Origin of the sequence: Bradyrhizobium neotropicale (assembly GCF_001641695.1) — a bacterium.
Classification (GTDB): domain Bacteria; phylum Pseudomonadota; class Alphaproteobacteria; order Rhizobiales; family Xanthobacteraceae; genus Bradyrhizobium; species Bradyrhizobium neotropicale.
In genome coordinates, this window is record NZ_LSEF01000049.1 from 53,470 (window position 1) to 79,306 (window position 25,837).

General features: G+C 61.5%; 16 protein-coding genes and 3 pseudogenes. 6 read left to right on the plus strand and 13 right to left on the minus strand.

Going from position 1 to position 25,837, the window contains the following annotated elements:
• Window positions 1–29 precede the first annotated feature (29 nt).
• The 9 genes and pseudogenes from AXW67_RS44100 to AXW67_RS16650 all read right to left on the minus strand — a co-directional run.
• Window positions 30–461: pseudogene (locus tag AXW67_RS44100) on the minus strand (methylase); the annotation flags it as partial.
• 1 nt (window position 462) lies between these two features.
• Window positions 463–4,354, minus strand: a pseudogene (locus AXW67_RS16610) (strawberry notch-like NTP hydrolase domain-containing protein); the annotation flags it as partial.
• A 466-nt stretch (window positions 4,355–4,820) separates the two neighbouring features.
• Complete coding sequence (locus AXW67_RS16615; RefSeq protein WP_063678745.1) at window positions 4,821–5,192, minus strand: hypothetical protein; 372 nt, start codon at window positions 5,190–5,192, stop codon at window positions 4,821–4,823.
• A 118-nt stretch (window positions 5,193–5,310) separates the two neighbouring features.
• Window positions 5,311–5,550 carry a DUF4326 domain-containing protein gene (locus AXW67_RS16620; RefSeq protein ID WP_063678761.1) on the minus strand — a complete coding sequence of 80 codons (240 nt, stop codon included), beginning with the start codon at window positions 5,548–5,550 and terminating at the stop codon, window positions 5,311–5,313.
• 398 nt (window positions 5,551–5,948) lie between these two features.
• Window positions 5,949–6,227 (minus strand): hypothetical protein, encoded by a 279-nt coding sequence (locus tag AXW67_RS16625; protein WP_063678746.1) that lies wholly within the window; start codon window positions 6,225–6,227, stop codon window positions 5,949–5,951.
• Window positions 6,224–6,376 (minus strand): hypothetical protein, encoded by a 153-nt coding sequence (locus tag AXW67_RS42745; RefSeq protein WP_161491263.1) that lies wholly within the window; start codon window positions 6,374–6,376, stop codon window positions 6,224–6,226. The genes AXW67_RS16625 and AXW67_RS42745 overlap by 4 nt, the downstream gene beginning before the upstream one ends.
• A gap of 122 nt (window positions 6,377–6,498) precedes the next feature.
• On the minus strand, window positions 6,499–8,616 hold the full coding sequence (locus tag AXW67_RS16630; protein ID WP_063678747.1) for a ParB/RepB/Spo0J family partition protein: 2,118 nt from the start codon (window positions 8,614–8,616) through the stop codon (window positions 6,499–6,501).
• Between the two features lie 799 nt (window positions 8,617–9,415).
• On the minus strand, window positions 9,416–10,609 hold the full coding sequence (locus AXW67_RS16640) for a hypothetical protein (protein WP_063678749.1): 1,194 nt from the start codon (window positions 10,607–10,609) through the stop codon (window positions 9,416–9,418).
• Window positions 10,610–11,182: 573 nt separating this feature from the next.
• Complete coding sequence (locus AXW67_RS16650) at window positions 11,183–12,007, minus strand: ferredoxin--NADP reductase (protein WP_063678751.1); 825 nt, start codon at window positions 12,005–12,007, stop codon at window positions 11,183–11,185.
• Between the two features lie 621 nt (window positions 12,008–12,628).
• Here AXW67_RS16650 and AXW67_RS16655 point away from each other — a divergent pair.
• A complete protein-coding gene (locus tag AXW67_RS16655; protein ID WP_245315582.1) occupies window positions 12,629–14,548 on the plus strand; it encodes a methyl-accepting chemotaxis protein in 1,920 nt (639 codons plus the stop codon).
• A gap of 154 nt (window positions 14,549–14,702) precedes the next feature.
• On the opposite strand, the gene AXW67_RS41915 is transcribed toward AXW67_RS16655, so the two are convergent.
• On the minus strand, window positions 14,703–15,134 hold the full coding sequence (locus tag AXW67_RS41915) for a hypothetical protein (protein ID WP_136623363.1): 432 nt from the start codon (window positions 15,132–15,134) through the stop codon (window positions 14,703–14,705).
• Between the two features lie 249 nt (window positions 15,135–15,383).
• Between AXW67_RS41915 and AXW67_RS16660 the strand changes: the two genes are divergently transcribed.
• The 3 genes and pseudogenes from AXW67_RS16660 to AXW67_RS16675 all read left to right on the plus strand — a co-directional run bounded on the left by AXW67_RS16660 (window position 15,384) and on the right by AXW67_RS16675 (window position 19,293).
• The gene (locus AXW67_RS16660) at window positions 15,384–15,914 is read left to right on the plus strand and encodes a DUF1269 domain-containing protein (RefSeq protein WP_027555251.1); all 531 of its coding nucleotides are present in this window, start codon (window positions 15,384–15,386) and stop codon (window positions 15,912–15,914) included.
• A gap of 900 nt (window positions 15,915–16,814) precedes the next feature.
• Window positions 16,815–17,834, plus strand: coding sequence for a patatin-like phospholipase family protein (locus AXW67_RS16670; RefSeq protein WP_063678753.1), 1,020 nt, complete (start codon window positions 16,815–16,817; stop codon window positions 17,832–17,834).
• A 3-nt stretch (window positions 17,835–17,837) separates the two neighbouring features.
• Window positions 17,838–19,293 (plus strand): annotated as a pseudogene (locus tag AXW67_RS16675) (GntP family permease).
• A gap of 110 nt (window positions 19,294–19,403) precedes the next feature.
• Here AXW67_RS16675 and AXW67_RS16680 read toward each other — a convergent pair.
• The 3 genes from AXW67_RS16680 to AXW67_RS41920 all read right to left on the minus strand — a co-directional run bounded on the left by AXW67_RS16680 (window position 19,404) and on the right by AXW67_RS41920 (window position 22,146).
• The gene (locus AXW67_RS16680) at window positions 19,404–20,651 is read right to left on the minus strand and encodes a phospholipase effector Tle1 domain-containing protein (RefSeq protein WP_063678754.1); all 1,248 of its coding nucleotides are present in this window, start codon (window positions 20,649–20,651) and stop codon (window positions 19,404–19,406) included.
• A gap of 16 nt (window positions 20,652–20,667) precedes the next feature.
• Entirely contained in the window at window positions 20,668–21,138 is a 471-nt protein-coding gene (locus AXW67_RS16685) for a hypothetical protein (RefSeq protein WP_145927667.1), read from the minus strand.
• A 150-nt stretch (window positions 21,139–21,288) separates the two neighbouring features.
• Entirely contained in the window at window positions 21,289–22,146 is an 858-nt protein-coding gene (locus AXW67_RS41920; protein ID WP_145927668.1) for a hypothetical protein, read from the minus strand.
• Between the two features lie 657 nt (window positions 22,147–22,803).
• Here AXW67_RS41920 and AXW67_RS40565 point away from each other — a divergent pair.
• Window positions 22,804–23,172: a DUF3892 domain-containing protein gene (locus AXW67_RS40565; protein WP_245315584.1), complete on the plus strand. Its 369-nt coding sequence runs from the start codon at window positions 22,804–22,806 to the stop codon at window positions 23,170–23,172.
• 1,006 nt (window positions 23,173–24,178) lie between these two features.
• Window positions 24,179–25,837, plus strand: a 1,659-nt coding sequence (locus tag AXW67_RS16695; protein WP_063678757.1) for a reverse transcriptase domain-containing protein, incomplete at its 3' end; no start/stop codon positions are given.

Consider the following 25,837-nt stretch of genomic DNA (forward strand, 5'->3'; position numbering starts at 1 on the left):
GCATGCCAGTTCGAAAGCATCGCGGCGCATCAGGCGGCCTCCCGCCCGCTAATGCGCTCGATCGGACAACAGTCGAGCGCCTTCGACAGGATCGCAACGCCGCTTGCGTCCGTGGGCACGAACATGCGCAGCTTCCAGGAGATGATCTCCGCAAAGAGGCCGTAGGTGCGCAGCCGGTCGCGCATCGTGTCGCTAAAGCCCGCCAGTTCGATGCGGTATGCGCCCATGACCCGGGCACGGCGGAGCTGGAGCTCTTCCGCAAGCTCAAGGACGGTCCGTCCCTCCATCAGCGCGGCGAAGGCAGCATCCGCCGTCAGCGCCGGCGCGTCCGCCGAAAGGATATTCGCGACCCAGCTCGCCGAGACCTTGCGGCCGATGATCCGCTCGCCCGCATCGGTCTGAAGCCGGTAGACCCGGGTCGACTCGTTCGGCAGCCGCTTCCAGATCGGCAGGAGTAGGCCNGGCCTGCCACAATTTGGATCGTGCTTTCCGTGAATGCGGGGATCTCGGCAAGCTCCGCCAACCAGGCGGCGCCAAAGCGTTCGCGGTCCGCTTCGATCCAATGGCGCTCCGCCATCATTTTTGAGGGAACGCTGTGCCGCTCCATCGGCCGGATCAGGCGGACGCGGCGCTCAATCTCGCCATCGTCAAGCATGAAGCTCGGAGCTGGAACCTGCACGGCGGCTCGTCCCGAGCGCTCATTGATCAGCATCACCGCACAAGGATCGGACAGACGAGCACGAACCTCATCCAGCCTCACGGGATGATTGCGCTCGCGCTGGGTAATCGTGAGCAGCCGGGTCTCGGCGCCCGTGCCCGGATGGACGTAAATCGTTCGCCGGTCGGTGACGACAAAGCTCTCGGCGCGGAGCGTCTCCGGTCCGAGATCGTAGGTGCCGGACGCGACCGCTCCCTCGATCCGGACGGTCAAGAGCTGCTCGAAGACAGTGAACAGGATGTTCTGAAGCTCGATCGTGAGTGCCAGCAGCCGGTTCAGAAAGGTCGTGATCGGCGGCAGGTCATCCCTGAGCCCGTTGGCGTCGGTGAGCTTTAGGCCGGTCGCCTCCTCGAACCGCTCGAGCGAACAACCCTCGACCTTGCCGCGCGCCAGCAACGTGTAGAGCTGGCGCAACGCATCACGGCCATAGAGGCTTTCGAGATTGTCTTCGGGCCGGAACAGGCCCTGCCCTCCGGTCTGGCGCTGGCCGCGCGTAATCGCTCCCAAGGTGTCGAGGCGGCGGGCAATGGTGCTTAAGAACCGCTTTTCGGCCTTCACGTCGGTCGCGATAGGACGAAACAGCGGCGGCTGCGCCTGGTTGGTCCGGTTGGTCCGGCCGAGGCCCTGGATCGCGGCGTCCGCCTTCCAGCCGGGCTCGAGCAGATAATGGACACGCAGCCGGCGATTCCGCGCCGACAGTTCGGCATGGTAGCTCCTGCCCGTGCCGCCCGCGTCGGAGAACACGAGGATCTGCTTGACGTCATCCATGAAGGCGGAGGTCTCGGCGAGGTTGGCCGAACCGGCCCGGTTTTCGACGACCAGCCTGTTGGCCTTACGAACGATGCGGCGCGAGCGGCCGGTCACCTCGGCGACCATGTCGGCGCCGAAGCGCTGCACAATCTGGTCCAGAGCGCCGGGGACCGGCGGCAGGGAAGCGAGTTTTTCGATGAGGCGGTCGCGGCGCGCGACGGCCTCCCGGCTCTCGACCGGCTGGCCGTCGCGATGGACAGGCCGGGAGCAGAGGTTGCCTTCCTGATCCGTGAAGGGCTCATAGAGCTGGACCGGGAAGGAATGGGCGAGATAGTCGAGCACGTACTCGCGAGGGGTGATATCGACCCGGACGTCGCCCCACTCCTCGGTCGGGATTTCGGCGAGCCGGCGCTCCATCAGCGCCTCGCCCGTCGAAACGATCTGGATGACGGCGGCGTGACCGGCCTCAAGATCGCGCTCGATCGATCCGATCAGCGACGGGGTCTTCATCGAAGTCAGCAGATGGCCGAAGAAGCGCTGCTTGGCGCTTTCGAAAGCCGATCGCGCCGCAGATTTTGCCTGTCCATTCAGCGTTCCGGTCTCGCCGGTGATGTTGGCGGCCCGCATCGCGGCGTCGAGGTTGTTGTGAATGATGCTGAACGCGTCGGCATAGGCGTCATAGATGCGAACCTGCTCCGGCGTGAGCTGGTGCTCAACGAGCTCGTAGGCGACGCCCTCGTAAGAGAGCGAGCGGGCCGCGTAGAGGCCGAGCGCCTTGAGGTCGCGCGCCAGCACCTCCATCGCGGCGACGCCGCCCTCCTCGATCGCCTCGACGAACTCGGCCCGGGTGGCGAACGGGAAATCGTCACCGCCCCACAATCCCAGCCGCTGTGCATAAGCGAGATTGTGCACCGTCGTGGCACCAGTCGCCGACACATAGACAATGCGGGCATTCGGCAAGGCGTGCTGGAGCCGTAGCCCCGCACGCCCCTGCTGGGACGCGGCCTGGTCGCCGCGCTCGCCCTTAGCCCCGACCGCGTTCTGCATGGCGTGGCTCTCGTCGAAGACGATCACTCCGTCGAAATCCGAGCCCAACCATTCGGCGATCTGCCGAACGCGCGAAAGCTTTTCGCCCCGCTCGTCGGTGCGCAGCGTAGCGTAGGTGGTGAATAGGACGCCTTCCGAAAGCCTGATCGGCGTGCCCTGCCGGAAACGTGACAGCGGCGTCACAAGCAACCGCTCCATGCCGAGCGCGGACCAGTCGCGCTGCGCATCCTCGATCAGCTTGTCGGACTTGCTGATCCAAACCGCACGACGGCGGCCTTTCAGCCAGTTGTCGAGCAGGATGCCTGCGACCTGCCGTCCCTTGCCCGCGCCGGTGCCATCACCCAAGAACCAGCCGCGGCGAAAGCGGACGGAGTTTTCTGCATCCTCGCGCGCGGCCGCCACGACATCAAAGGTCGCATCGACCGTCCAGGAGCCTGCGAGGAATTCGGCATGCGCCTCGCCGGCGTAGATGATGCTCTCGAGCTGGGCATCCGACAGAATGCCATCGGCCAACACACCCGAAAGCAGGTGCGGGCGATAGGACGGCTTCGGCGGCGCAACGGAGGCCATCGCCGCGGACTGCACGAGCTTGGTCGGATGTGCGCACGATCCGGGAATACGGATCGACTGCAACCCGTATTCCTCATAAAGCGCATCGGTCAGCCGGGCGCCTTCCGGCGGCGACCATTCGACCGTCTCGTACACAAGCTCTGCGCCTTCTGGCGCCACTCCTTCCGAAGCGGACGACTTAGGTGGCGTAGAGGCGCCGACCGACGATGCCGTCGCAGGGCGGTTTATGACACCGGTCAAGACCGGGGCCGCAACGGGCAGCCTCGCCGGCACATGCAGGCTCACCCAGTCGAGCAACGTTGCGACATCACTCGCTATGCCCAGCGAAGCGGGAAAGACCGTCGGATCTGCGGCGGCCTGCTTGTCGATCACGAGGAGCCTTGTGTCGATTTGTGTCCCGTGCTTGGCGTAAACGGCGCCATCGATCGCGGCAGAAAACACCACCCGCCCGCGCTCCTGAAGACGAACGAAGGCATCTCGCCATGCCGGATTGTCCGGCGCAAAACTCGCGCCGGTAATTGCGACCAGACGGCCGCCGTCGCAAAGACGCGTCAAGGCCGAGTTGATGTGCCGGAGCGCCGCGTCCGCCATCCGTCGATCGACGTTCGCCAGCGCCGAGAACGGCGGGTTCATCAGGACGACGCTCGGTGCGACGGCCGCATCGAGGTGATCATCGATCTGGGCGGCGTCGAACTGCGTCGCCTTAACATCGGCGAACAGATAATCGAGCAGCGAGGCGCGGGACTCGGCCAGTTCGTTCAGCACCAATGCGCCGCCGGCGAGCTCGGCAAAGATGGCGAGCAAGCCGGTGCCTGCCGAGGGCTCCAGAACGCGGTCGGCCGACGTGATGCCGGCTGCGGTGCATGCTGCCAGCCCCAACGGGATCGGCGTCGAGAATTGTTGAAGCGCCTGGCTGTCCTCGGAACGCCGCGTATGGGTCGGCAGACAGCTCGCGATTCTCGTGAGCATGGGCAGCATCGCGGCAGTCGAACCGGCCTTGGTCCGCATGGCCGGGCCGAACTTGCGGAGGAACAGAACGGTTGCCGCCTCGCAGGCATCATAGGCCGTCTTCCAGCTCCAGACGCCAGTGGCGTCCGAGGCGCCGAAGGCCGCCTCCATGGCGGTGCGCAGAACAGCGGCGTCGATACGACGGCCTCGTTCCAGATCGCTCAAGAGCTGTCGCGCAGCCCTGATGACGGCAGAGGTGAGGCTTGCAGCGGCACGCATCGAGAGCGGCGCGGCGGCGCCGCCGGCGAGAGATTCGGTCATGGAAGGATTTCTTTCGGAGAGCTGGGACGGGCTGAACCGCCCGGCACTCTCCTGAAACCGCCGCGGCTCAAACCCGTCCTGGCCCTCCTCTCGCTCTCCTGCCGCGGCACCGATGAGGCGCCATTCTCAATCACCGCGCGGCCCCCTCGCGAACCGGCGCTATTATTTGAGATGAGCCCCGATCAGGCGGCAGGTGGATCGATGATGGGGTCGTCATCAGGAGCGGTGCAGCCGATGAAGGCGATGTCGCCTTCGCGACGCTCGTCGATTTTCAATGTGCTCAGGATGCGCTCCTGACCCCATCACGGCTCTTGCGGCTGTCTTGGCCGCCTCGATCGCCCTCGCGTCGGTATCGGCACCGATCGCAAGTTCGTCATTAGGCGCGTCGCCAGAAAGCGACCTTGAACGATGAATCGAGTCATGACGCACCTCTCATTTCGAAAAGCGCCGGAAGACTGCAATGGCGTCAAACACGGCACACCTCGCGGATCCAGTACGCAAGCTCCTCAGGCCTGTTGAGCAAGTCGAGCGAGGCGAAATTGTTGGGACCGCCGACATAGTCCTTCCGGCCGCTACAGGTGCGAAACAGGATGCCGCGCTGGAACCCCATCGCCGATTGCGATGCCTGCACGTAGAGCTGATCGCTATGCAGCGTGATCTCGCCGGAGACGGCAATGCCGCCCTGGTTGGAGCGGAGATCATAGTCACCCGGTTGAAGGCCAAGAGCCGTCGCAACGTGGCGAAGCGCGGATCTGGCGCGATTGTGAAAGAGGCGCTTGGCCGCGGCGTCGTAGGCGATCGGCCTGCGAAAGTCGTGAGGATTGGATTTTCTGGGCATGGGAAGGACTCCGGGAGCGGGCAAACACATCCCGGCGGCTCGCTCTCGCCGCACGCCGGGCTCGCCCGCGCTACCTGCCCACCTCTTCCTCTCATGCCGCAGTCTTGACGGCGCGCCATCATGCGATGCGCGCCTCGCGCGCGGCGTTGGCGAGCCGCAGCAAGAGATCGCCATGGCGGGCGCGCGGCGCGCAGAAGCAGACGAGATCGCGGCCACGCAACTGATCCAGCCCACGGAGCAGATGATGCTGGTCCGCCAGCCACCGCTCGTATTTTGCGATGACGGTCGCGCGGTCACCGTCGCGGCCGATCCGGAACGGATTGCCCCACTTGCAGCCGCGAACGATGTAGACGGCAATTGTCGGGAACTCTGCGCATCGTCTGCCTCCTGTCTGTCGCGTTGCGGTGGACTGGCAGCGGGGCGCGGGCCCAGCATCGGCGGTCACGCAAGACCATTAGGTCCGTCGCGGGAACGGCTTGCCCGTTGACGTCCGATGCGCCGCGCCCAGACAGGACAAGCCGCAACGCGAGGTCATGAGGAACGGAGGGGTTAAAGAGTTCTCAGCACGCGTCACCGGCAACTAGTGACGGTCGCGCGTCGGAAGCCCGGTGGATGGTGGTGGTCGAGCGAGCCTTCGCCATAGATAACGCTTTGCCCGCAGCGGCATCGATCAGCTCAGAGGTAAAGGCGCGACCTGCGCGATGAACTCGTCGAGAAGATCGTTCGTGGACTTGCCGAGGATTTGATCGGCCGAGATCACGACGACGGCGCCTCCAAAACCATCAGCCCGCATGCGCGAACAAGTGAAGGAAGAAACAGCCGATACGTACTCCAATATCGGTGACGCCGAACGATGTCCTGAATGATGAACTCCCAGGATGTGGTCGTAAGATCGAGATCGAGCTCCTGTGATGGCCGCTCGCCGGCCTCAAGCTTTGCCAGGTGCTCTGTGGCGATCCTGTTGGCGGCGTTCGCGCCGGCCGCTTGGGACGCAGCAAGTGCGGCTTCGAGCGCTGCACGCTGAACGGTGGTCATGTCGGCGGGACCGACCTCGGAAAGAAATACCACCCCTCGCCGTCACGTTCGGCATCGAAAATGCGAGAGAGCAGCAATCGCTCCAGCGGAGTCATATCCACCTCGGGAATCGTCTGCTGAACCACGGTCGCGGCGTAGTAATCGGGCATGTGCGTCTCCCCTGAAAAAAAGCTGAAAGCCCGGTGCAACGGCCGGGTTGAAGGAAAAAAGAGCTGCGATGGGAGAAGTACGGGACGGCCGGAGCCGTCCCGCACTGAGCTGTCATTTAGTGTCATTCGGCAGCATCGAGCTGTGGCTCAGTCTCCTCGCCAGCGTCTGCCCGATCCTCCTCGCCGGCGAGGAATTCTGGCAGGAACCCCGCCTCGTCCTCCTGCTGCGCTGCCGGCGCCGCGGGATCGGCGAGGCGTAGCGGCTGTGGCAGCCAGCCCGAACCGTCGAGGAGACGCTCGGCCTCTTTGGCCATGTCGCCCTTCTTGAGATGATCAATGAGCTGCGCCGAAGATTCGCCTTTGGCTTCCCGAACCGCCTCCAGGATGCGGGGCTTGGTGACACGGCCAAGATAGTTGTCGACATTCGGTCTCCACCCACCTCGAACCATGTCGAGTCCAACGGCGCGCGCCAGGACATCGGCTTGGTCAAGTCGCGTGCGAACGTCGTGGGCGGAGACACGGCCCTGATTGTAGCGGCTCGCCGGCTCGTAGAGGGCGTTGACTGCGAACGCTGCACAATGAGCGAACAGGGATGCCTGCGCGGTGGCGTCGAGCGCTGTCAGCGCATCCCAAAGATCGTTCTCGCTCTTCGGCAAGCGTACTTTCCAGGACTCATGCCGCGCCTCGACCGCTTTTGCGGATGCGCTGTCCCGCAGCCCCGGCGCTTGAGCGGGAAAGGTCGGCGTGCGAAGTCCGATCTCAAGGCAGCTTCCCGATGGGGCGAACCGATAAAAAGCGGTCAGCACGAAGTTGTGCAGTACCGCCTGGAACGCGACCGCTGGATGGTCTGCCAGCGCATTGCGCAGTGCCAGCGTGCGATGGGCTGTGAGCTCGGTGATGAGCCGATCCGGCAATGGCCTTTCCGCATCCTCATCATCTTCCTCCGGTTCGCTCGATTCGCCCGCAAGCGAGATCACCGCGCGCGCGGCCACCTCGCCTTCAGCCAGGGACGCATCTGCGCCCTGCCCGGCATCGAAATCGGCCGCAGGGGCCTCATCTTCGGAGCGGACATAGCCCCGATCGACAAAAAGCCGTCCTTCGGAATCGATACTGACGAAGACGCCGGCTCTGGCAATCTCGGCCGGCTCAAAGATGTGCGGTCGGTTGTCGAAAGCTGCGAGCGCCTCCTCCAGTTCGCCAAGCCGTGCATCCACCTCATCGCGCAGTTCGTCGGCGTCTTCAAGTTTTGCCTGAAGCGCATCGTATTCCGCCTGGAGCGCATCGAGGCTCGCCTGTTGCTCGGAAGTCAGATCAGCCGGCACGCCCGCGAGCCGGCGGAGCCCCTGGTCATGACCATAGGGAAAGTTTGGGGCGACATCGATCCACTTCCAGCCTTCGCCTGCGATCGCCTCGGCCTCGGTCCGCAGCTTCTCGGCGACGAGACGATCGAGCAAAGCGACGCCCTCGAGCCAGCCGCCGCCATCCTCTTCGAAGAGATCGCGCAGCACATTGCCACCGGCCGCCTCGTAGGCGGCGAGGCCGACAAACTGCACGCGTTTGTCGGAGGCCCTCACCGTGCTCTCGGTCAGCACGCGCCGGATCTGATACGGCTCGTCGTAGCCCGATTTGTTGACATTCTCCCAAACCTGTTCCTGTCGGACGTGATCGGCGCTCACCGAGAACGCCATCAGCTGTTCGAGCGACATGCCCTCGTCGGCGTAGACGTCGAGCAATCTCGGCGAGACGGCTGCAAGCCGGAGCCGCTGTTTGACCACGTTGACGGAGACGAAGAAGATGGCCGCGATGTCTTCCTCGGAACGGCCTTGTTCGCGCAACGTCTGAAATGCACGAAATTGGTCGAGGGGATGGAGCGCGACGCGATGCACGTTTTCGGCGAGCGAATCCTCTTCCGCGCTGATCTCGGCGCCCATGTCACCGACGATGCAGGGAACCGGCGCGGTTTTCGCAAGACGCTTCTGCTTCACCAGGAGTTCGAGCGCGCGATAACGGCGGCCCCCGGCGGGCACCTCGAACATGCCGGTTTCCTGCCCGTCGGCATCAAGGACCGGCAGCACGTAGAGACTCTGCAACAGTTTTTCGCGGTGGGCGATGTCCTCCGCGAGATCCTCGATCGAGACGCCGGCCTTGATCCGCCGTACATTCTTCTGGCTCAAGACGAGTTTGTTGAAAGGAATGTCGCGGGACGGCGAGAGCTTGATCTTCTGAACGGCCTTTGCCATGTCGGTTTCTCCGGAACGGGCGGCCGGGAGCCTCTCTCTCGACCTCCAACCCGTTCGCGCAAAAGGCCTGCCCTCCTCTCACTCTTTCTTTTCTGCGGGGAACGGCGATGCTTGGCGGCTGGCGTCCTATCAGGAAGCCCTGTCGCGCCTTCGCATCCCGGATCGGACGGGGGGCCGAAACCGCTGGCACGGGTCGGCACAGGCAGATATGTTGGCTGGCATGAGCCACTACATTTTGGATGGACACGAGCCCAAGCGCACGGACCCGGTTTCGTGGCGGCGATGGTATGAATCAGCCGACCGTGTCGTCGCGAGGACCGAGATAGGTCCGGACGTCATCATATCAACCGTATTCGTGGGTCTTGATCTCGGATGCGAAGCAGATCGCCCCCTTGTGTTCGAAACCGAGGTCATGGAAGCCGGCATAGCCTCCGTCGACGCCCGGCGGGAGCGTTACCCAACATGGGCCGAAGCTGAACGCGGTCACGCAAAAATCGTAAGCGAGTATCGCGGCATCTAATTGGGACAATTAGTCCTAGCGCTTTAGGCTGTTGTTTGCGCATGATCTTCGGAAAACCGCTGCACGCTTTTCCGGAGCATGCTTTAAGCGCGCATTCTCTGCGCGGCGCGGAACTTCGAGTTTGTCGACGGCCCCCGAAGGGGCCGTCGTGAGATTTTGGCTCGCGATGAGGATCGCATTGCCGCCGCTTCCGAGAGCGGAGCAACATCGAGCGCGTGCATCGGAAAGACGCAAGACGCACGAGTCCGGCAGGTCCGAAATTCCCAGGCGTCGCGGAAGTTACGCCGCCCGGTCGAGTAGTTTCTTGGCCTTGGCCTCGATGTCCAGGCGGGCATCCTGATGCGGCTTGTCGCGCGCGACGGCGGTGATGCCCTGCACGAAATCGAAGATGCTTTCAGGCGGGCGGCCTTCCTCCGCCAGCACTGCGTCGATCACCTTACCTGTCTCGGCCTTTGAGAAGCCGCGGCGGCGCAGAAACTCGGTGCGATCCTCGTCGCTGCGTGCCACGATCCGCTCGCGTGCGGCCTTGATTCCATTGACAAAGGGCATGGGTGAGGAGTTGGCAAAGTTCAGCAGTGCCGGCGCCGCCTCGTGAGCGAAGCGGGAGGCAGCGTATTTGGAGTGGCGGATGGTGATCTCCTCGAAATCTTCCACGCCCCAGAGATTGCGATTTTGGCAGACCGCACGGAGATAGAAGCTCGCCATGCCGAGGGTCTTGGCCCCAACTTCCGAGTTCCAGCAATAGAAGCCCCGGAAATAGAGGTCGGGGGAGCCGTCCCGAAGACGACCCGCTTCGATCGGGTTCAGGTCATCGACCAGGAAAAGGAAGACGTCCCTGTCGGACGCATAGAGCGTGGTCGTGTCCTTGGAAATGTCGACGCGGGGATTGTAGATCCCCGTTGACCAGTCGAGCACACCAGGCACCTTCCAGCGCGTATCACCCGTGCCGTTGCCGGCAATGCGCTGCACGGCCTCAACCAATTCGTGATCGTAGATCCGGCCATAGTCAGGGCCGGTGACGGCGCGAAGCTCAACGCGGCTACCCTCGGTCTCGAGCGTCTTGATCTGTTCGACGCGATTGGCAGTCAGGCCAAATTGCAGGTTGATGCCTGCGAGTGCCGCGGGGAGCTGCCGCAGGTAAGCGGCCGGAGCGCCGACCTGGCTTGCAAGCTGACCGAAGCTCCAGTGGGTCGGCGCGACCGGCCTGTCCGAGCCGGGCAACATCAGGGACAAGCGCACAGGATCGGCACGACTTGCCTCCACATGGATGAGCGCGCTTTCGACCACGCGCGTCCGGCTGCGGTCGGTGCGATCGCGCACCGTGCGGGCCAGCTCGTTGAGCGACAGGTAGCGCTCATCCGCGGGACGGGAAAACCACTCCGAGGAGACCCGACCGACGCGCTCGCCGCGACTCACATCCACTCTGTAACCGCCACTAGCGCCGCGGCGCGCATCAAGAACTTGCATATTCATGGGGACAATCTCCATGACGGGCGCCGGAAGACTCTCCTCCGGCCTCAACCCGTCACGGAAATCCAGCCCCCACTCTTCCTCTCCAGCTCCGTCGGTCACTGCGCACATCTGAGCCGGAGAATGTCTCTCACCCCACCGCGTCAGGGACGGAAGCCCGAAGGGTGAAGACCCGGCATGGCGGGGCTTCAGCGTCAGCCGACGGCCCGATCCCGAAAGGGGGACGCCCGTTCCTTTGCAAGTGCGTACCGCCAAGGAAACCTCGCGAACGAGATTGACGGACGTCGCGAGTCCGGCATGATCGCATGATCGGCCGGCACCGTTTCCCACTCTGGGACATGTTGGACCAAGCCGAAGTCACGCACCTTCTCGCGCCGCAGCTCAGTCAGACTTGGGACGGCGGCGCGACCCTCCGAGCGGACATCCACCAGACGATCCTGGGTGAGCGCGGTCAGCGCCGCGCTGCACACGTAAGACGATCGCCCTAATCCAGCGGTCAGTCGTTCGCAGCGAGCAGATCGCCAAGCTCATGTTGTTTGATTTTCTCGACCGTATTCGCCCAAGGCTCGCCTGGGATCATCTGAACGATGTCGCGGAATACGGCTGCAAACGCTTGACTGCGTGCCTGATCATTGAAGCGCGCGGATTCTCGGCTACGAATTCACCGGGCGCGCCGTCATTGCCTTCGACAAAACCCTTCGCCATCAACAGCTCGCGGGTATCGCGCACCAGCGCAGGGCTGCCGCAGATCATGAGCCGGTCGTGCTGAGGATTGAGTTCGGACATCTCGAGGTCCGAAAACAGCCTGCCTGACGCGATCAGATCGGTGATCCGGCCGCGGTTGAAGAAAGGCTCGCGCGTCACGGTCGGATAGTAAATCAGCTGGTAGCGCACGAAATCGCCGAGCAGTTCGTCTCTCGGCAGCTTCTCCGTGATCATGTCGCCATAGGCGAGCTCGGCGACCCGGCGGCAGCCATGCAGCAGCACGACATTCTCGAATCGCAGATAGGTTTCGGGATCCTTGATCACGCTCAGGAACGGGGCAAGCCCGGCGCCGGTCCCGATGAGATAGAGATTACGTCCCTGCTCGAGGTTGTCGATGATCAGGGTTCCGGTCGCCTTGCGGCTGACGATGATCTCGTCGCCTTCCTTCAGCTGCTGCAGACGTGAGGTTAGGGCACAGTCCGGCATCCTGATCGAGAAAAATTCCAGCCGATCCTCGTAACGCGCGCTGGCGAGGCTGTGGGCACGCAGCAGCTGGTTCTCATCTATCTTCAGCCCAATCATGGCGGATTGACCGCTGCGGAAGCGGAACGACGCACTCCGCGTCGTGGTGAAACTGAAGAGAGTGTTGGTCCAGTGATGGACGCTCAGCACGCGTTCCTGGTTGAACTTACTCATTTCTCGATCGAGTGTCGTGCACGAAGAATTGGGATGCGCTCTCTTCGAGAGAGGCAATGGTAAATTTGAGCGACGTTGCTCCGGCCGGCACCGTACGTACCGAACGAACACTCGCGCTTCTCAGCCGAGTATGGCGTCTCGGCTTCAGATTGGAGCGTGTCGTACAAACGATCCTGCGTTCTCGCTGTGACCTCGCGCTCTGTTGTAACGCTGCAGAAGCGGCTCCAACAAAAAAATATTGATGTTCCGAGTACCGCTTGGGACTGACTATAACGAGCCCTCGGTAGGAATTTATGCAACGAGCTGCAGGTTGACGCTTTATTCCAGCGCAGGGTCGCTTTCTTCGACGGATTTCAACATCGCCCCTGCGACGAGCTGAAAGAGAAGTCATGCGCTTCGAACAGCGAATTCAGGATTCCGAAATCAATCTGGGCTAATTAGCCGGCCGTCATCGGTCGAACCAAGCAGGCAGCTCGCGTTCAGCCCGATATGGATAAGCGTCCGTCGGAGCACTGCGCCGGGAGCATAAACTCTTCAAGGAGTACAATGAGCGCAATTGCGACCAGAATTGTCGGGCAAACAAGGATTCGCCGAGACTTCCGCATTGGATTGCGTGGCCAAATGGCACTGCTCGGCCTTTCCGGAGTGCTTGTCACAGGTGCAATCTGCGCCGCCGCCCTGAAGTACGCGAGCCTGGTCCAGAGCGATGCGAACGCCAGCAACCAGTTCAAAGCTCACGTCGCATCGTTGTCGCAAAGCTTCCTGGAGTCGCGACATATCGCGAGCGACTTCCTGCGCAAACCCAGTGAGGTGTTGATCGAGAAGCATGCCGAGAGCTATGAGCGGCAGCTGGCGGACTTAAGTCGCGTGGAAGCATTTGTGACGGCTTTGCCCGACGATGACCCGCTGAAGCAGGCGACCTTCCTGCGACCGGCGGTTAATCTCTATTCAACGCGCTTTCAGAACGTGGTCTCGGCGCAGCGCAACCTCGGCTTCAACGAGGATGATGGTTTTCAGGGCAAGCTGCGCAACGCCGTGCACACCGTCGAGCAACGGTTGCCAGAGCTGAACCAGCCACGCCTCACGATCTTGATGCTGATGATGCGCCGGCACGAGAAAGACTTCATCATGCGGGGCGACGACAAATATGGCGATCAACTCGCAGACCGGGAGGCAGAATTTGAAGCCGCGCTCGCTCAGGCCAGCCTGCCAGCGGAGGTGAAATCCCAAATCCTCGAACTGATCCGCGCATACAAGTCGAGCTTTGTGTCGTTCATGGTGACGCACGAGGCGCTGGCCGACCAAGTCGACGATCTCGGACAGATCTATGACCGCATCCGCCCGGGGCTCGCGAAGATCATAGCTGCCGCTGACGCGCGCTCGCAAGCTTCAGAAATGCGAGCTGAAGACATTCGACGGAAACTGATCTGGGCGATTGGGCTTGCAACGATGCTCGCGGGCCTGCTTGCCTTACTGTTCGGCCGGCGCATCGCCAAAGCAGTCGCTTCGATGACGGCGGCTATGCGCCAACTCGGCAACGGTCGGTTCGACGTGGTTCTGCCCGGCCTTGGCCGAAACGACGAGCTTGGCGAGATGGCCGAAGCGGTCGAAATGTTTAAGCTGAAAGCCCGCGAGAAGGCGCAGGCGGAGCTCGATGCAAAGGCCGAACAGGATCGTACAGCCGCCGAGCTGCGTAAGGCCGACATCGCTCGGCTCGCCGGCGAATTCGAAACCGCCGTGGGCAGGGTCGTCGATACCGTCTCCTCCGCCTCCTCAAAACTTGAAGCCTCTGCACGCAGCCTCACCCGCACGGCTCATCACAGCCGGCAACTCTCGGTCGAGGTCGCCTCATCTTCGGATGAAGCATCCGCCAACGTTCAGCATGTCGCGGCCGCGACGGGTGAAATGGCGGCAACCATCGCCAGCATCGGCCGGCAGGTCGAAGAAGCGGCCAATATGGCGCGCGAAGCGGTTCGCAAAGCCGAACTCAGCGACCGGCGCATGGTCAGTTTGGCGGTCGCGACGGAGAGGATCGGCAGCGTGGTCGAGCTGATCGCTGCCATCGCACGGCAAACCAACTTGCTAGCGCTGAACGCGGCAATCGAAGCCGCGCGCGCCGGCGATCTCGGCAAAGGTTTCGCTGTTGTAGCCCAGGAGGTGAAATCTCTCGCGACGCAAACCGCGCATGCCACGGTTGAGATCGGTGAGCACATTGGCGGCATTCAGGCGGCGACGACTGAATCGGTCTGCACAATTACCGAAATCGGCACCATCATCGGCGGCATCTCGGAAATTGCCATGACTGTGGTCGACGCCATCGGAGAGCAGGAGGCAACGAGCAAAAGCATTGCGCTCAACGTGCGGGAAGCGGCGACCAGGACCACCCAGGTGGCGGCGAGCGCCGGTGAAATGACCAACGGTGCGAAGGAAACCGGAGGGGCTTCGATGCAGGTACTGATGTCAGCCGAACTCTTGTCTGAGGAAAGCTCCCGGTTAAAGCACGAACTAGACAGCTTCCTTGGCAGGATTCAAGCGGCTTAGGCGGGCATGTCTACGTTGCAAGTTCGTCTGAAATGCTTTCTTGCCCCGTCGTGTTACGCGCTCTCGTCACGGTGAGCTGAAGCATCTGCCTGCCCTCGAGAAGAACAGACAATGGCGGCAGTCGCTGGTCGTCTTCCTGACAGGAATCGCGACCTTACGCCGCCTGACTTCTTTTACGCCCTGATTTCTTCATCGGCAGAACGCCGGAATAGGCCGTTTCATTCGAACGCCTGCGGAAGATCACGCCAAGGGAGCCGTACGCACGATCTAAAGTGCAACTACCAACCTTGGCAATTGATGGCAAAGGCGGACACATGGCAATCGTAGTCGTAGAGAAATCGACTCGAACGGGCCAGATGAAATGAAAGACGTCCTGCTGGGCACGGTAGCTCTTATCGCACTCGCCACTTCGGCCTCCGCCGCTGAACTGGCGTCGCGCCCCCACATCAAAGTTTTGCCAAGGATCACTCGGATCCACGACCGGAATCGGCAACACGGCAAGTGATCTTCGCATGTGCTCTCCCCGACGGCTTCTGGAATTGACAGCATCATCGACGGTTTGGCCGAACAAGTCGCTGTCGGACATTCGTAAAGGTCCTGCGGGAAGGATGAACGTTGGCTGGTCACCCTCTTTTGGATGGCGCGCGCTTTTTTTGCTCGGCGCGCCAAGGCCGCGGTGCGATCTCAAGAAATGCGAGACGGCAGGTTCGCTTATTCACGTCAGCAGCTCAGGGTTTGTTCGGATGCACTGGCTCGCGGCTTAAGCTCGCACTCCCACTATTGAGCGGGTGTCTGGCCCGCGGGCGGCTCCGCCGACAACGCCGAGGAGAGTTTCATGTCTGATCTTGTTGCGATCGTGTACCAGACCGAGGCGAAGGCCGAGAAGGTGCGTCAGCGGCTTCTCAGACTCCAGAAGGAGTATCTGATCAGCCTTGGCGACGCGGTGATCGCGGTAAAGACGGACTCGGGTAACATCAAGCTTAATCAGTTGGTGAACACAACGGCCATAGGCGCGGCGACCGGCAGCTTCTGGGGCCTACTCATCGGGATCATCTTTCTGAATCCCATCATCGGTGTCGCGCTAGGGGCAGCGTCAGGAGCGCTCGGAGGTGCCTTGACGGATTTTGGCATCGACGATGCCTTCATGAAGGAACTATCTACAACGCTCGAACCCGGAAACGCCGCTCTCTTCGTTCTGATCAAGAACATGACCGCGGACAAGGTTCTGAAGGAGATCAAGGACGCCGGCGGCATCGTGCTGAAGACGTCCCTGGATGAGACGAAGGAACAGATTTTGCGCGATGCCCTCGCCAAGGCGGCGCAACCCCTCACCGGGGAACAACCGCAAGGCGCGGCATCATCCTGAACGATCCGATCGAATTTCGTGGGATGACCTAACCGCATAGGCGAAACCGCCCGCAGCCGATTTCTTACCGCTATTGAAGAGGTGTAGAAAATGAGCGTTCTTAATCGCCGTGCTATTCTTGGCCTCGCACAGGGTGCCCTGGCCGCCGTCGCGGTCGGCGCAATCGGTGTTCATCTTAGCGAGAGCGCAGAGGCGATGCCGGTTTCCACACAATCATCCGGCGCCGAAAAGTCCACCAACCGAATGACGTTGGCCCAATGGGGCCCGCCGCCCCACCCGGGTTGGGGACGGCCCCCGCCGCGCCGCCATCGCCGCTGGGTTTGCTGGTGGCATCGCGGCCGTCGAATCTGCGGCTGGCGGTAGGGCCGTTCACGGAGACGGCCGATTGAAGGGCTTATCGCGGAGCCTATCCGGCCCTCGCTCAGTGCGGAGCACTTATGCGCAACAGGTCCCAATGGTTTCTCATGATCATACTGGCGGCCCTTCTCGTCGCCTCGATTTGGTACTGCCTGCAGATTTGGCGCACGACCCCGGCGATGCCGCCGTACGGCAACGTCGTCATGAGTTTGGCCGCTCTCGTGATGGTCGTGTTCGGATCCGGACTGATCGCACTGATGTACTTCAGCGGGCGGAAAGGCCTCGACGAGACGGCACGGATGAGCAGGAGGTCCCGCAAGTGGAGGCCCGTGCGTGATCCGACCCCTGGCCAGGATTCGTAAGCAAAGAGCGAAACATGGGCCTTGCCGACGCTCCGTTCGAACCGGCAGCAATCCTCACCATCACGGATACCGGCGATGTGGTCCGGACGCAGCCCGGCTGGCCGTCGGCGTCGTGGAAACCACCAGTTCGGATCCAAGTTCGGCAATACGCCAAGTCTCAGCCATCCAACGATCGAACGCCATGGACCGATCTCCACTCCTAATCGACCTTGCGCTTCAAGGCGGCGGTTCGCATGGCGCGTTCACCTGGGGCGTGCTCGATCGCCTCCTCGAAGAAAAATGGCTTGAGATCGTTGCCATCTCCGGCACCTCGGCTGGCGCGATCAATGCCGCGGTCCTGGCCGACGGATGGACCGCAGGCGGCGCCGAGGGAGCTCGCCAGGCGCTCGACGAGTACTGGCGCCGTGTCTCGCGCGCAGCGACCTTCAGCCCACTGCAGCGATCGCCGTTCGACCGACTATTGGGTCGCTGGACGCTAGACACGTCTCCCGCATACATTTTCACCGACCTCGTGTCGCGGCTGCTGTCACCTTACGACCTTAATCCGACAGGCTACAATCCCCTGCGCAAGGTGTTGGCTGAAAGCATTGATTTCGAGCCTCTGGCACGCTCACCGATCAAGCTTTTCATCACCGCGACCCGGGTGAGAACCGGGCGTGGGCACATCTTCCGCAACGCAGAGATCACGCCTGACGTGCTCTTAGCTTCGGCATGTTTGCCGACCATGTTCCGGGCTGTCGAAATCGACGGCGAGCCCTATTGGGATGGCGGCTTCGCCGGCAATCCCACGATCACGCCGCTTATTCGCGAAAGTGACGCGCACGACATGATCCTGGTGCAGATCAACCCGGCCGAAAAACCCGAAGAGCCGCGGACGGCCACAGAGATCCTCAACCGTGTCAACGAGATTTCCTTCAACTCGCCCTTGATGAAGGAATTGCGCATGATCGCACTGCTTCGCCGGGCAGTCGATCCGGGCACTGGCGAAGGCGCGCGCTGGGCCAAGATGCGCGCGCATCGAATCAGGAGCGACATATTGGCGAGATTTGACGCCTCCTCCAAGCTGAATGCGGAATGGGAATTCGTCGCGATGCTCCGCACGGAGGGCCGCCAGGCGACTTCCGAGTTCCTCGACGCGCACAGCGCCGATCTCGGTCGGCGCTCGACCGCCGATCTCGATGTTCTTCTGGCAGAGTGCTGAGCGGTGGGCCTTGTCGGCATTCTCATCGGGCTTGGTCTGCTTGTCCTGTTCGCGTTCCGGGGATGGAGCGTCCTCCTGCTGGCCCCCTTCGCAGCCCTCGTCGCGGCGCTACTTGGCGGTGAACCGCTGCTTGCGAAGCTCACCCAAGTCTTCATGGTCAGCGCGGCCGGGTTCCTGGCTCAGTTCTTTCCGATTTTCCTGTTGGGTGCCGTTTTCGGCAAACTGATGGACGACAGCGGCGCGGTCACGGCCGTGGCAGGCTTTGTGGCGCAGCGGCTCGGGAAGCGACGCGTAGTCCTCGCAGTGGTGCTCGCAGGTGCGCTGGTCACCTACGGAGGCGTGAGCCTGTTCGTCGCGTTCTTCATCATCGCTCCCATGGCCCAATCGCTGTTCAGAGCCGCCGCAATTCCACGCAGATTGATCCCGGCGGCGATCGTGCTGGGGACGTCGACCTTCACCATGTCGGCGCTTCCCGGCACGCCGTCGATCCAGAACGCGATCCCCATGCCTTTCTTCGGCACGACCCCGTTCGCTGCACCCGGTCTCGGCATCGTCGCCTCCCTCATAATGCTCGGCATCGGCCTGTGGTGGCTAGAACGGGCGGCGGCCAAGGCGCGCCGTGCCGGCGAAGGTTTCGGTGACGAGATGTACGGAGCTTGCGAACATGCGGCCGATGACGAACTGGTGCGCGAGCACGCGACGACGGCGCGCGAGTTTGACCCGGCAGAAATCCGGCATGGACTCCGTAGTGACTTACCGACCCCAATGCTGAGCGCCACACTTCCGCTTGTTGTCGTGGTGGCCGTTAATCTAATGATGTCGCTTCTGGTGCTACCGCGGCTCGATGTCTCTTACCTGGCCGAACAGCGTTTCGGTGGTACTTCTCTTGCCGCGGTCGCGGGCGTCTGGTCGGTCAGCATCGCGTTGGCAACGGCCATCGCCGTCGTCATCGCGCTCAACCGTAGCCGACTTCCATCACTCCGGCAGACCATGGACGCCGGCGCCAATGCATCCGCCTTGCCGGTGCTCAGTGTTGGAAGCCTGGTCGGATTCGGCGGGGTCATCGCCGCGCTGCCGGCTTTTCGAGCCGGTGCGCGACTGGGTGCTCACCATCGAAGGCGGCCCACTGGTGTCACTGGCATTCGCGACCAATATCCTGGCCGCGCTGACCGGCTCGGCCTCCGGCGGGCTGACGATTGCGCTCGATGCGCTCGGCGAGACCTATGTAAACATTGCTGCACAGACTGGCATCGACCTTTCGCTCTTGCATCGCGTGGCTGTGATTGGCTCCGGCACGCTCGACATCCTCCCGCATAACGGCGCAGTGGTCAGCCTGCTCGCGATTTGCGGGCTGTCGCATCGCGACAGCTATTTCGACATCTTTATGGTCGGCATCGTCACCTCGCTACTGGCGCTACTGGCCGTGATCGCACTTGGCAGCGTGCTAGGCTCTTTCTGAGCAGCGAACCGTAACGATCGGGATTTCCGTATCAACGGCGTGTTTTCGCGGTGAATCTGCTCAATTGAAAGAACGCGCTCTGATCGGACACATTGACAGTACGCGTCCAATCAGGTGGAGACAGCACCACCTGGCGGAGCGCTGACTTTATCTGCGGAACCGCATCCGATCGCGTCGTCGCCTCCGCCGGTTGGGACTTCAAAGTATTTTTTTGCTTTGAGATGGTTTTGCAACGCGGCAGGTCGGTAGGGTCCAAAGCTCGTGAAATTGCGTACCGACTTCATTGCCAGCCGCTCGTAGACGGTTGGGTGAAGTTGCGCCGTGTCGGGCACCTGCCGAACCGCCTTCGCCCATCGAAGCGCAGTCCCGCCCATTCCGACCATACATTCGTCGTGCATCATGCCGTCGGCCGACGGATATAATCTCAGCAAGTTCCTGTCGATGATGACTCGCCCTGTCTCGGGAATCTTCTCGGTGATGAATTCCACCATCCAGGCCAGCGTAATGTCCGACAGGCGCGATTCGTTCTCGGGATAGCTTCCGCCGACATCGGCATGATTGCCGGCGAACCAGATCTGGTCGAACTGCTCCGGCTCACCCTGTCTATCCGGCCACCTGACGGTGCCGCTTCCTCCCCAGGGTACTCGCTTGAAGTCCTTTCGGCCTTCATCGATTGATTGCAGATGCCGCGCGTATTGGATGTCTGATGGGAAATGCCTGTCGTAAGCCCAGTCAGGGAAGAAACGCTGCCAGCCGATCGCGGCGACGGCGTCCCAAATCCCGATGAAATAGGCCGAAGCCCCTGCCGGGCGCCCGATCTGTGAACGGTAGGCATCGCGAAACTGGGCTGCTCTCTTTTCCGCCTCCGCGCCGTCCCTCGGCATCCCAAGCCAGTAGATTGAGGACACCGCGTCTTTGGCGACTTTCCTGAGGGAATTCGGATCGAGACTGATCGGCTGGCCATTCCGCTCCCTGGTCGGAATGCCGCACAGCTCGAGCACATGCGCAAGACACCTGGCGGTGTAGGCGCCGCGGCTGAAGCCGAACAGGTAGATGCGGTCTTCCGGCTCCCAGACGCCGATGATTGCGACGTAACAATCGATGATCTTCTTCGTAACGCCGAACCCGAACATCTGCTGAACCGTCTCTTTCACCCCGTCCCAGCTGTTGTTATGTCCAGGCATCGGCGTCCCGATACCGGGAATGTAGAGCGCCAATTGCTTGTTCGGGTCGATGATCGATTCAGGCCCGGTGCGCGTTGCCCGATAAAGTTTGTAGACGTTCGTGCGGCTCTCGTCCGGCAGGAGACCGCCTTCGTTGCCCGTGCCATCGGCGAACACCAGGATGTTCTTAGCCATTTTAAGTCTTCCTTGGTCAGGTGACGAGAGGTTCGAGCGATGCATCCGCGACGACGATGCCGGTCGCATCGGTGAAGATGGCAGCGACGTCCCTCGCTTTCTGACGATAGGCATCGTAGGTGCTTTGGCCAACGAGCGGGATCGCCTCCGCCAGGCTCATCACCTGCCCCTGCTTGGCGGCCACGGCGGCAGCCTTGAGCTTCTGCTCATCGGAACGCAGAGCGGAAATAGCCGCATTGAGATCGGAAATGTTGGTCGGCGTCACCAGCTTGCCGCCGATGTAGACGAGTTGGCTAAGTCCAACGATACCCAGGATCGTGTCCGGAACAACGAACGTCGAAAGCTGATTCACGCCCGCCGCGATCAAACCTCCGATCACGACCAATCCGAAAATGAAACTCTGATAGCGATATACATCGAAGACGCCATCGGTGGAGAAGAAGTCACGCCAGGTCGCGTTTGACGGGTCGACGATCGTCTTGGCCATCGGAAGCCAATTGCGTCGCAGCAGCCATGCCCGGTTTTCCGCCGACAGCGTGTTGCGTTGGCTATCGGTGCCCTTGGCTATAGTCGCGCCGACGCCGCTGATGCCCAGGAGCGTCAGGATCGACCCCGACAAATCGACCAACGTCCCTGTCTAAAGCAGCAGCAGCGTGATCAGGGCAGCAACCGCCAGGGAAAAGGCCAACGTCTGGAAGGTCGAGAGGCTTCCTTTTCCATCCGACCCCGCCGAGACCTGTGCGGGGTTCAACGCGCGCAGGAAGGATCCCAACGTGTGATCCTTCTTCCGAAGCGCGAACGCTATCCAGATGTAGAGAACCAGAACCTCCACAAGGACCGCGCCGATGCTGAACCAGTAGGGACTGAGGCGGACGCTTATGGACGAGACTCGCCAAGGAGACTGTCCGACCGGACTGTTGCAGGTGTAAAGATAAAGATCGACCCTGCTCCAGAACCACGCCAGATCGTCTCCCATGTTCAATGTGACGATGGTCTGGTCGGGCTCGAGCAGATGCTGCTTCACCAGCGGGTCCGATTCCGTCGCGCGGTGCGTAAGGACGTCCTGCCGCTTGAACAGATAGGTTTCATCTCCATAGTCGATACCTGCGAAATAACGTACGCCATCGACGAACGGAGCGCGCACGCCGACGTCAACGCGCTGGTTTGTGGGCAAGAAGTTCGTGGCCAGCACGATCGGTGCGCCTACCGGATTGCGACCAGATCGAAGTTCGATGGCGAACTCTCCGGGTTTCACGCACTGCTTCTGAGGATCGCTCGGCGTGGTCTGAACGCTCGCAAGGGCGCCAGCGCTCGACGACGGCGCTGACTTTTGAATCGAAGGATCGGATCGCGGCTCGTCAGATGTCGATTGCGACACCGCAGGCTTCTGCCCGTCACCTTGCGCCGGTTGAGCCTGCTGCACTCTTGCTGGCGAAGAGAGGAACAGAGTTATCAGCGCTACGGCGCAAGCAGCAAGGATACGGGATTGAGCCATTTTTGTCACCGGCGGGAAAGCAAACCACCCAATTATTTACCCATGGTTGTTCCGACCCCGCAAGCCAACTTCCATGATTCGCCTCGTTTCTCCCCGAGTAACGCAAAGGATCGAGCCGGCTATCGGTCCGTCAATCGCTCGAGCTCGGTTGCTAGTTTTGGTCTTCGCAGCTTCACCACGCCAATAGCCGAGGGAGCTATGATTTGGACGGCTGCGGCTAAGCCACCACAAGTGAATGCCTGACCGGGTATAGCGGCATTGGTGACCGGCATATCGCGAGCTTCGGATCATTGTTGTGCACCGCGATTTGATAGCGATTGGCAGCGGCAAGGGGGACGAATTTGCCGGAAATCTGCATGAGCTACGTGCTAGCGATTCAACCCCGAGCACACAGCTTCGAACGCATTCGCGGCACGATGCAGCGTGCACTTCTCGGGAGCGACATTGATTGGGTTTCCAACAATCTGTTCTCGCCCGAGCTGATCGCAGGCGTTGGAGAGATCTGCATTGCTTGTCGACTTGACCTCCGTAGGAACAATTTCGATGACGAAAGACTAAAGACCGTCACACGGTATTGATATTGCTGACTGTCACCTAAAGGGCGATTCGCCGGATGTGCTCGACGCATTCGCGGAGCCCCGCGCAAGTTCGGCAATTGTGCTTGCTTCGAACCGTAGCGACAATAGGGCCTTGTCGTGGGGACGAGCAGGATCCTCGCTCCCCAAAAAAATTCGATGGAGAGTAAACTATGGCCACCTACCGCATCGATTGTGTTCACAAGCCGAACCGCATGAGCACATCACGGATGTCGGCGGGCCGAAGCCCGAAGGAGGAAGATGGCGGGGCAAGGTGGAAAACGTTGTTCGTTCTATCGAGAACAAGCAGCACAGGTTCTACACGCAACAGGGTGATTCGACCGCTTGGGTTGCCGTGCGAAAAAGCCCCTCGGGACGCAAATTCATTCGGACCCATGCAGATGGGGTCTGGACCGACAATCTACTTGCTCTCGACGAGTGCTCGACCTAGCTCAAGCGTAGCGCGCCCGGCGCTTGACTTACGAGTGCCCGGTTTGGTTCTCGCCGCACGCGTACAAGTGAAAGAATGTGAAATCCGCGAGGTGACCCGCCTCGTCCCATTCCTTCACGGGAACCTGGCCTTGCGCTGCCCAGGGCCGCAGGCCCTGATCAAGCGTGCGCGAACGCGCATCGCCGACTGAAATGGCACCCGGAGAGCGTGAGCATAGCGACCCGAAGGGGCACGCGGGTCCGAGTGCAGCAACGAGACCGGTTAACAGCGGCACCCGGGACAGGGGCAGTGATAGCGATCGCCGAAGGCGAGCCCCTTTCCCGAGTGCCCCCGGCGAGGAGCTCCGCAGTCTTTGCGCGAGGGATCGAAGCCCGAGGGGCGTGCGCCGTTGAGGCGTGGAGAAGAAGGGAGTGTTCGAAAGAATAGAGCCTGCTGGTTATGGCTCTTACTTGCCCGGCTTACCGGTGTCGGAAACGACTGAGACTCCGAAAGGAGAACGGGACCAAAGCATGCCGGGAAACGTCTCGAAATCGGGCGCCGCAGCCCAGTGGAGAGCACAAAGTAAGGTGTGCATGGTGAAAGCTGTATTGCCTGAATCCCAGTTTCCAGTTGCCAAAGGGCTGGCCGTAGCGAACGCGGCTGACACGCTATGCCACGCGGGGCAGATCGCACCGGCCAGTGCGATCCGCCACCAGTCTGCGTGGGACGACCACCATCCGTGGGTCAAGGAGACGAATGGGACACCTAAACACACCGCAACTTCCTACACACGCAACTACGGGATCGCCTGCAGCAGGCTCTTTCAAGAACCTGTATGGCGACGGAGCCGTCATAGTACCCAAATGCCCGGCGTAATGACCGGGACAGCCACCGCGAGGTGGACGATCATGCGTATAAGGCCGGGTGACCGGACCGAAAGCGCCTCCGATCGGGGGAAGGAGGATGCCGCTAAAAACGGCATTTGCAGTATGCGTAGAAGAGATTCTTCGACGGAGAGGTTCTGCTGATGCAGGCCGCTACCATCCAGAGAAGAATTGAATCACTGCCGACTTTGTCGCGGTCGGGTAAGCGCGTAAATGGCCTTCACCGCCTGATGAGATCTCCGCATCTCTTCGAGTGGGCCTACGAAAAGGTCTCCCGCAACAAGGGAGCCCTGACGCCCGGTGTAGATGGCAAGACCTTCGACGGCATGTCGCTGGCGAAGCTCGCTGACATCGCCAGGCGCGTAGCAGATGGCACTTATCGCTTCCGGCCAGTCCGGCGGGTCTATATCCCAAAGGACAACGGCAAAACACGACCGCTGGGTATCCCAACGGTGGAAGACCGGCTCGTTCAGGAGGCGGTCAGGATTCTTCTCGAAGCGATCTACGAACCCGTGTTCCTCGACGAGTCGCATGGGTTCCGCCCGAGACGATCCTGTCATACCGCACTCAAGTCCATCAAGAAGACCTGGACGGGCTGTAAGTGGCTGGTCGAAGTGGATGTGCGTGGGTTCTTCGACAACATCGACCATGACATTTTGCTTGGGCTTCTAAAGAAGCGGATCGATGACGATAGGTTCATCGCTCTGATCGAAGGAATGCTCAAAGCAGGTTACATGGAAGATTGGGTCTACGGACGCACCTATAGTGGCACGCCACAGGGCGGCGTTGTCTCGCCCCTGCTCGCCAACATCTATCTGCACGAGCTGGACCAGCACATGCAGACAATGAAGGCGGGCTTCGACAAAGGCCGCGACCGACGTCCATTCCCGCGCTACGCGGCGCTGGAACGGCGCGTACTCAGTCTCCGCCGTAAAATTGAACGGCTCCGCGCCAGCGGCGCGGATCGGGCCGAGATCGACGCTGCACTCGCGGAGATCAAAGCCATTAATAAGGAGAGACGGAAAGTGCCCTCCGTCGATCCGATGGACCCGAACTTCAAAAGGCTCCGCTACTGCCGCTACGCCGATGACTTCCTCATCGGCATAATCGGGAGCAAGCGGGAAGCGTGTGAGATCATGGTCTGCGTCGAACAATTCCTGACGGAGACATTGAAGCTCACCGTGTCGCCCGAGAAAAGTGGGGTCTATGCCGCTTCAAAGGGAGTGACCTTCCTCAGCTATCGCATCTCGACATACACATCCTATGGGGCTGGACGCAAATCCAACCGCACGGGACCGGATGGACGGACATGGCGCGTGGTACGCCGGCCGACCACCGGCAATGTCAGTTTGCGCGTGCCGCGGAAGGAGGTCACCGCGTTCTGCAAGCGACACGACTATGGCGATCTCGCCAGAAAAACTGGCCGTCCTCGCGAGCAGTTCTTGGTTACCAGCGATGTCGCAACCGTCCTCGCCTATAACTCAGAGTTCCGTGGTTTTGCGAACTACCATTCGTTTGCTGATGACTTCAAGGGCGCCTTGGGACTGTTGGAGCTTGTTGTGTTCCGCAGCCTCGTGAAGACGCTGGCGATGCGACATCGGACGACGAGAGCGAGAACCATGGCGCGTCTGTGGAATGGTACGGACTACGAGGTCAGCTCCGTGGTCCGTGGTAAGCTTCGCAGCATCAAGCTGTGGAGACTGAAGCATCTGACCCAAACCTACTGGACGAGTCCTGTGGTCGACAACGTCACGGCAGGGGCGTGGTGGGTCAAAAGCCCAAATGATCTGATCGATCGCCTC

What these genes read in the sequence shown, in the direction of transcription:
- AXW67_RS16640 (WP_063678749.1), bottom strand. Translation starts at nt 10,609, where the DNA reads ATGAATATGCAAGTTCTTGATGCGCGCCGCGGCGCTAGTGGCGGTTAC.
- AXW67_RS16680 (WP_063678754.1), bottom strand. Translation starts at nt 20,651, where the DNA reads ATGGCTAAGAACATCCTGGTGTTCGCCGATGGCACGGGCAACGAAGGC.
- AXW67_RS16650 (WP_063678751.1), bottom strand. Translation starts at nt 12,007, where the DNA reads ATGAGTAAGTTCAACCAGGAACGCGTGCTGAGCGTCCATCACTGGACC.
- AXW67_RS41920 (WP_145927668.1), bottom strand. Translation starts at nt 22,146, where the DNA reads ATGGCTCAATCCCGTATCCTTGCTGCTTGCGCCGTAGCGCTGATAACT.
- AXW67_RS16670 (WP_063678753.1), top strand. Translation starts at nt 16,815, where the DNA reads ATGGACCGATCTCCACTCCTAATCGACCTTGCGCTTCAAGGCGGCGGT.
- AXW67_RS16660 (WP_027555251.1), top strand. Translation starts at nt 15,384, where the DNA reads ATGTCTGATCTTGTTGCGATCGTGTACCAGACCGAGGCGAAGGCCGAG.
- AXW67_RS42745 (WP_161491263.1), bottom strand. Translation starts at nt 6,376, where the DNA reads ATGCCCGATTACTACGCCGCGACCGTGGTTCAGCAGACGATTCCCGAG.
- AXW67_RS16655 (WP_245315582.1), top strand. Translation starts at nt 12,629, where the DNA reads ATGGCACTGCTCGGCCTTTCCGGAGTGCTTGTCACAGGTGCAATCTGC.
- AXW67_RS16630 (WP_063678747.1), bottom strand. Translation starts at nt 8,616, where the DNA reads ATGGCAAAGGCCGTTCAGAAGATCAAGCTCTCGCCGTCCCGCGACATT.
- AXW67_RS41915 (WP_136623363.1), bottom strand. Translation starts at nt 15,134, where the DNA reads ATGTCCGACAGCGACTTGTTCGGCCAAACCGTCGATGATGCTGTCAAT.
- AXW67_RS16615 (WP_063678745.1), bottom strand. Translation starts at nt 5,192, where the DNA reads ATGCCCAGAAAATCCAATCCTCACGACTTTCGCAGGCCGATCGCCTAC.
- AXW67_RS16625 (WP_063678746.1), bottom strand. Translation starts at nt 6,227, where the DNA reads ATGACCACCGTTCAGCGTGCAGCGCTCGAAGCCGCACTTGCTGCGTCC.
- AXW67_RS16685 (WP_145927667.1), bottom strand. Translation starts at nt 21,138, where the DNA reads ATGGCCAAGACGATCGTCGACCCGTCAAACGCGACCTGGCGTGACTTC.